The sequence below is a fragment of the Stenotrophomonas sp. AGC87 genome (assembly GCF_057333975.1).
In genome coordinates this window covers 54,930-61,755 of sequence record NZ_JBHFHW010000030.1, presented here as the reverse complement: position 1 = coordinate 61,755, position 6,826 = coordinate 54,930, and the positions used below count along the sequence as shown (strand labels likewise).

Annotated in this window: 6 protein-coding genes; 2 read left to right on the top strand and 4 right to left on the bottom strand. The window is 66.4% G+C overall.

Features of this window, described 5'->3' with window-relative positions; genetic code table 11:
* Positions 1-53 precede the first annotated feature (53 nt).
* Positions 54-623: an elongation factor P gene (gene efp / locus ACE026_RS12075; RefSeq protein WP_123730708.1), complete on the bottom strand. Its 570-nt coding sequence runs from the start codon at positions 621-623 to the stop codon at positions 54-56.
* 126 nt (positions 624-749) lie between these two features.
* On the opposite strand from efp, the gene epmB reads away from it, so the two are divergent.
* A complete protein-coding gene (epmB, locus tag ACE026_RS12070; RefSeq protein WP_486039190.1) occupies positions 750-1,754 on the top strand; it encodes an EF-P beta-lysylation protein EpmB in 1,005 nt (334 codons plus the stop codon).
* A gap of 2 nt (positions 1,755-1,756) precedes the next feature.
* On the opposite strand, the gene ACE026_RS12065 is transcribed toward epmB, so the two are convergent.
* The 3 genes from ACE026_RS12065 to ACE026_RS12055 form a co-directional block, all read right to left on the bottom strand.
* Positions 1,757-3,883 carry a putative bifunctional diguanylate cyclase/phosphodiesterase gene (locus ACE026_RS12065; protein ID WP_486039189.1) on the bottom strand — a complete coding sequence of 709 codons (2,127 nt, stop codon included), beginning with the start codon at positions 3,881-3,883 and terminating at the stop codon, positions 1,757-1,759.
* Positions 3,880-4,803 (bottom strand): phosphate/phosphite/phosphonate ABC transporter substrate-binding protein, encoded by a 924-nt coding sequence (locus ACE026_RS12060; RefSeq protein WP_486039188.1) that lies wholly within the window; start codon positions 4,801-4,803, stop codon positions 3,880-3,882. Before ACE026_RS12060 ends, ACE026_RS12065 begins: the two co-directional genes overlap by 4 nt.
* A 61-nt stretch (positions 4,804-4,864) precedes the next feature.
* Entirely contained in the window at positions 4,865-5,638 is a 774-nt protein-coding gene (locus tag ACE026_RS12055; protein ID WP_486039187.1) for an RNA methyltransferase, read from the bottom strand.
* Between the two features lie 119 nt (positions 5,639-5,757).
* Here ACE026_RS12055 and ACE026_RS12050 point away from each other — a divergent pair, with 119 nt between their 5' ends.
* Positions 5,758-6,585, top strand: a complete 828-nt coding sequence (locus ACE026_RS12050; protein ID WP_486039186.1) for an inositol monophosphatase family protein — start codon at positions 5,758-5,760, stop codon at positions 6,583-6,585.
* The last annotated feature ends 241 nt before the right edge of the window (positions 6,586-6,826 follow it).

Genomic DNA, 6,826 nt, shown 5'->3' with positions numbered 1-6,826 from the left:
CCGCGGTGCGGATCGGGGGAGCGCCAGCGCGAATGCGCTGCCGCGTACCCGGATTACTTGCCTGCGCGTGCGGAGTATTCGCCCGAGCGGGTGTCGACCTTGATGATTTCATCCTGGTTGACGAACAGCGGCACGCGGACCACGGCGCCGGTTTCCAGGGTAGCCGGCTTGCCGCCGCCGCCCGAGGTGTCGCCACGGACGCCCGGATCGGTTTCGGTGATCTTCAGTTCCACGAAGTTCGGCGGCTGCACGAAGATCGGCTCGCCGTTCCACAGGGTCACGATGCAGACTTCCTCGCCCTTCAGCCACTTGTCCGCACCGCCCATGCCGGCCTTGGTGGCCTGGACCTGCTCGAAGGTTTCCGGGTCCATGAAGTGCCAGAACTCGCCGTCGCTGTACATGAAGTCCATGTTGGTATCGACAACATCGGCCTTCTCCACGTCGTCGGTCGCCTTCATGGTCATTTCGACCACGCGGCCCGACTTGATGAAGCGGTACTTCATGCGGGTGAAGGCCTGGCCCTTGCCCGGCTTGACGTATTCGGTCTCAGTGATGACGGCCGGTTCGTTGTTGATCAGGATCTTCATCCCGTTCTTGACATCGTTCATGCCAACAGTGGCCATGCTGAAACTCCTGAATGGGCAAACGCCGCGCAGGCGCGGCGAGCCGGATAGAATGGGAAATCCCACCGACACCGGTGGGGTGACTCGATATTTCTGACCCACATGATAACCGCAGGCCCCCATTCCATGCAGCTTTCCGCCATGCCCCTGGCCGCCCCCGTCCGCTGGCAGCAACGGTGGCGTGAGGCGATCCGTGACCCGCGCGAGCTGCTGCGGCAGCTGGGGCTGGATCCGGTGGCGCTGGGGGTCTCTGACGAGGCGGCCAGCCAGTTCGCGGTGCGCGTGCCGCAGGGCTTTGCAGCCCGGATGCGCCATGGCGACCGGCATGACCCCCTGCTCCGCCAGGTCCTGCCGATCACCGACGAACTGAAGGTCGTGCCCGGCTTCAGCCTGGATGCGGTGGGCGACGGGGCGGCCAAGAAGGCCACCGGGGTCATCCAGAAGTACCGCGGCCGCGCCCTGCTGGTCACCACCGGCAGCTGCGCGATCAACTGCCGCTACTGCTTCCGCCGCCATTTCGATTACGGCACCGAAAACGCGGCCCGCGAGGGCTGGCGCGATGCGGTCGATGCGATCGCGCAGGACCCGGACATCGACGAGGTGATCCTGTCCGGCGGCGACCCGCTGTCGCTGGCCACCCACAAGCTGCTGGAGCTGACCCAGGCCCTGAAGCAGATTCCGCACCTGCGCCGCCTGCGCATCCACAGCCGCCTGCCGGTGGTGCTGCCCGAACGCGTGGATGACGAGCTGGTGCAGTGGATCGGCGCGCTGCCGTGGCCGGTGGCGTTTGTGATCCATGCCAACCACGCCAATGAGTTCGACGCATCGGTGGACGCCGCGATGGCGCGCCTGCGCGCGGCCGGCGCCACCCTGCTCAACCAGGCGGTGCTGCTGCGCGGGGTCAACGATTCGATCGAGGCGCTGCAGGCGTTGAGCGAGCGCAGTTTCGCGGCGGGCGTGCTGCCCTATTACCTGTACCAGGTGGACCGGGTCGAAGGCGTGGCCCATTTCGAAGTGGCCGACGACACCGCCAAGAACCTGCATGCGCAGCTGACCGCGCGCCTGTCCGGCTACCTGGTTCCCAAGCTGGTCCGCGAGATCTCCGGCGACAGCAGCAAGCGCCCGGTCTAGCGTCAGCTGCCGGCCTCGAGCAGCTGCACCACGTCCGTGGCGCTGACCGGGTGGCTCAACCAGTAGCCCTGGGCCAGGTCGCAGCCGCGCTGGGCCAGCAGATCGAACTGCACTTCCTGCTCGATGCCTTCGGCCACCACGGTGATCCCCAGCGCATGGGCCATGGCGATGATCGCCGTGGTCAACGCCAGATCGTCCGGATCGCGCTGCATGTCGGCCACGAAGCTCTTGTCGATCTTGACCCCGTCCACCGGCACCTGGCGCAGGTGGCTCAGGCCGGAGAAGCCGGTCCCGAAGTCATCCAGCCAGACCTTCACGCCGGTCCGGTGCAGCTTGTCCAGCAATGCGGCGGCCAGCATTTCATCGCCGATCACCGCCGTTTCGGTCAGCTCCAGGTGCAGGCGCGAGGCCGGTAGGCCGGTGTCGCGCAGGCAATCGGCGACCAGGGTCGGCAACTCGCCGCCGCGCAGCTGGCGCGGTGACACGTTGACCGAGACGAACAGGCCTTCGCCATCGGCACCCGGCGGCCACTGCACCGCCTCGGTGCAGGCCGCGCGCAGCACCTTGGGGCCGATCACTTCGATCAGGCCGCTCTGCTCGGCCACTTCGATGAACACCGAGGGCGGAATCGTGCCCAGGGTCGGGTGCTGCCAGCGCAGCAGCACCTCCACGCCGACCATGCGGCGGTCGCGGGTCCGGTAGATCGGCTGATAGGCCAGCCGCAGCTCGCCGCGCTCCCAGGCGCCGCGCAGCTCCTGCTCCATGTGCACGCGGCGCTCGACCGCGTGATCCATGGCCCGGCTGTAGTAGCGGTAACAGTTTTTGCCGGCCATCTTGGCCTGGTACATCGCGATGTCGCCGTTCTTGAGCAGCGTGGTGGCATCGGCGGCATCGTCCGGAAACAGGGTGACGCCGATCGAGGTGCCCAGGAACAGCTCGCGGCCCTGTACCACCAGCGGCTTGCCCAGTTCACGCACGAGAATCTCGGCCAGCTCACGGGCCCCGGCGGGAACATCGCCGTCACCGATCAGGATCACGAACTCATCGCCACCGAAGCGCGCCAGCAGCGCCTCATCGCCACCGGCCTGGGCCACCGCCGCGCTGATCCGCTGTGCGAACTGCAGCAAGGCCTCGTCACCGGCCTCGTGGCCCAGCGTGTCGTTGACGCGCTTGAAATCGTCCATGTCAGCGAACAACAGTCCCAGCCGATGCCCGGAGGCCCGCGCCGCCATCAGGCGATGATCCAGCGACTCGCGGAAGGCCAGCCGGTTGGTCAGCCCGGTCAGGGCATCGGTATAGGCCATGTGCCGCACCTCACGGTCGTGCCGGGCAATCGCCTGGCTCATGCGACCGAACGCGCGCATCAGCTCCCCTACCTCATCCTGGCGCCGGATCTCCGGCATCTGCAGGGTGTAATCGCCGGCCTCGATCTGGCGGGCGGCACCGGCCAGCCAGCGGATCGGCGTGACCAGGGTGCGCTGCACATAGATGATCACCACTGCACCGATCCCGACCAGCAGGCCGAGCATCAGCAGCAGCCAGCCCAGGTGCCGCTTGCCGACCTGCTGCAGGCGGTCGCCCAGGGTCTGGTTGGCCTGCTGCTCCATGGCCTGCACATCGTCCAGCGCCATGCCCACGCGCACGCCACCAATCCGCTGGTTGCCGATCATGATCGGCATCGCGTTGTCGAGCACCTTGGGCGACTGCTGCACCACCAGCTCGCGCGCGCCGGCCGCGCCCGCCGCGAGCGGATCGGTCATCGGCTGGCCAAACTCGAGCACGTCCACCGTGCCGTCGTGGATCAGCCTGCCGTTGTCATCGAACACCAGCACATAGCGCACCACCTGCTGCCGCGAGGTATTGCGCACCAGCGCGCCGACCTGCTCCAGGTCGTTGTAATAGAGCGGATTGGCCAGCGCATCGGACAGCTCCCGCGCCAGCGCTTCACCACGGCTGCGCACACTGCGGTCGAACAGGTCATGGATGACCGTCCCGCTGAGGTGCTGCACCTCATCCTGCATCGTGGCCTGGCGCCCCAGTACCACGGCCACGATCGCCACCACGACCAGCATCGCGCCGCTCATCGCCAGCACGAAGCGGGCCTGCATTCCCGAACCCAAGCGACTCATTCCACTTCCATCCGCACGCGCGTCAAGCCTTGTTTCAATTCATCCAGCCGGTGCTGCATCTGCGCATCCACCCGGTGGAACCCGGACGTACCAAAAAATGTTTTCAATGCCGGCTGTGCCTGCGGATCCGATGCGGCATCCAGCAGAATCTGCTGCAACCGGTCGCGCACCTTCGGATCCAGGTCGTCACGCACCATTTCGACCGCACGCGGATACGGTTCGGTGCGATGGATGATGCGGAAATCGCGCAGGAAATTGGCCGGAATGCGCTTGGCATCGGACCAGTCCACGCTGCTCACCGCACCGGCATCGACCAGCCCCTTGTGGACGAACGTGGCGATGTTCGATTCCGACCGGGCGAACACGTAACCCACCGTATCCGGTGCGGCGACATCGCCGATCGAGGCCAGGATTTCCGGCGTCTCGCCATGCTGCAGCAGGGTCATCACCGGTACCAGATATGCGCTGGTGGAGGCCACGTTCTGCAACGCCAGGGTGTGCCCACGCAGGTCTTCCAGCGTCCGGATGGGGCTGTCGCGGCGCACGAAAAACACGGTGTGGTAGTCGCGAACGCCGCTGCGCTCGGTCAACAGCAGCGGCCTGGCGCCGCTGCGCAACCCCAGCGCGACGGCGGTACCGGAGGTCTCGGTAACCCAGTCGACACGGCCGCGGCGCAGGTAACTGCCCATCTGCTGGGTATCGCGCGCCATCAGGATGCGGCCTTCGGTGATACCAACATCGTGCATGCGCGGAATCACGTAGTCGAGCAGGGGCTGTAGTTGCGCATAGTGTGACCTGGGGTCGTCGCTGATCCGGCCCAGCACCAGCACGTGAGCGGGCCCGGCCCACACCGGGCCGGTCATCGCGGCGATGGCCAGACACAGCAATACGCTCTGCAGCAGCCTTCGCAGTCCCGACAAGCCCATCACTCCCCCCAAGGAATCGAGACAGACTACCCGAAAAAGTGAGAACTGCGTCGGCTTACAGGGGCTTATTTGTCGCCAATCTCGCCATGCGCTGTGCATCGGACAGAATGCCGCGCAGCAGCCGCACTTCCTGCTCGCTCAGCTCGGTGCGCAGGAACAGGCGGCGCAGTTTGCGCATGGCCGACTCGGGCGCGCGGCCCTTGTGGAAATCGATCTCATCCAAGGTGTCGCCGAGCTGGCCGAACAGGCCTTCCACCTGGGCATGGCTGGCCGGTGCTTGACCGAAGCCGGGGTCGGCCGGGGCGGCGACGGGGGCATCGCCCGCCCCGAGGATGGCCATGCGCACTTCATAGGCCAGCACCTGGACGGCGGCGGCCAGGTTCAAGGAACTGAAGTCCGGATTGGACGGAATATGCACGGCGGCGTGGCAGAGCTGCAGCTCTTCATTGGTCAGGCCGGTACGCTCACGGCCGAACACGAAGGCCACCTCGGCCGGCTCGGCCGCCTTGGCCAGCACGCGCTGGGCAGCCACGGCCGGCAGCAGCTCTTCCAGCTGGACCCGGCGTGAGCGGGCGGTACAGCCCAGCACGAAGCGGCAGTCGGCCACTGCCTCGGCCAGGGTCGCCACAACCGGCGCGTCGCCGAGTACGTCTTCGGCACCGGCCGAGCGGCGGAAGGCCTCTTCATCCAGCGGTTTTTCAGGGGCGACCAGGACCAGGCGGCCCAGGCCCATGGTTTTCATGGCGCGTGCGGCCGCCCCCATGTTTCCGGGGTGCTGGGTGCCGACCAGGACGAAGCGGATGCGGGCGGGAGCGGTTTGAACGGACATGAACAGGCCAAATGCGAGCAGGACAGCGACAAATGGTAAACTGTGCGGCCGGCCTCTGCGCCGGGACCGCTCTTTTCCCCCGCCAAACCCCTACTCTGCCTTTACGGGAGCTTTTCGCCATGCAGAAACCCGCCGTCACCGTCATGGTCAAGGCCGCCCGCCTCGCCGGCAACGTCCTGTTGCGCAACATCAACAAGCTCGAGGCGTTGAACGTCGTGCAGAAGGGCCGCATGGACTATGCCAGTGAAGTCGATGCAGATGCGGAAAAGGTCATCGTCAAGGAACTCAAGCGCGCCTATCCCGAGTACGGGATCATGGGCGAGGAAGGTGGCGTGCAGTCGGTCAACCGTTACATGTGGGTCATCGATCCGCTGGACGGCACCAGCAACTACCTGCGCGGCTTCCCGCATTACTGTGTATCCATCGCCCTGGTCGAGAACGGTGAGCCGATCGACGCGGTGATCTTCGATCCGCTTCGCAATGAGCTGTTCACCGCCAGCCGTGGTGCGGGCGCGGTGTTCAATGACCGCCGTATCCGGATTGCCGAGCGCAAGGACCTGAGCGGCGCGATGATCCATACCGGTTTTGCACCGCGTGAGCGTCAGCGCACGAGCGCGCAGCTGAAGGCGGTGGACGCCCTGCTGGTGCAGGCCGAAGACGTGCGCCGCACGGGTTCGGCGGCGCTGGATCTGGCCTATGTGGCCTGTGGCCGTGCCGATGCGTACTTCGAGGCCGGTGTGAAGGCCTGGGACATCGCCGCCGGTGTGCTGCTGGTCCGTGAGGCCGGTGGCCGTGTGTGCGATTTCAAGGGTGCGACGCCGGCCCGTATGGACAGCCGCGGTCCGGAGACGCAGCAGATCGTGGCTGGCAATGTGAAGATCAGCGATGCGCTGCAGAAGGTGCTGGTCAATACGGGCTACGCGGCGGAGTTCGACGCGAAGTTCTGATCGGGCTGGATCTGATCTGCACCATGACGGCGCCTTCGGGCGCCGTTGTTGTTTGTGGGCTGTCATCGTGCGCCGTGCTGGACGCGTCATAGCGAGCCTGGCTCGTCGTGCTTCGGTAGTGCCGACCGCTGGTCGGCTGCTGTTGAATGCTGGCAACGGCAACGGCAACGGTAACGGCAACGGCAGCGGCAGCGCTTCCATTGCTGAGGGCGAGAGGGGGGGGGGGGGGGGGGGGGGGGGG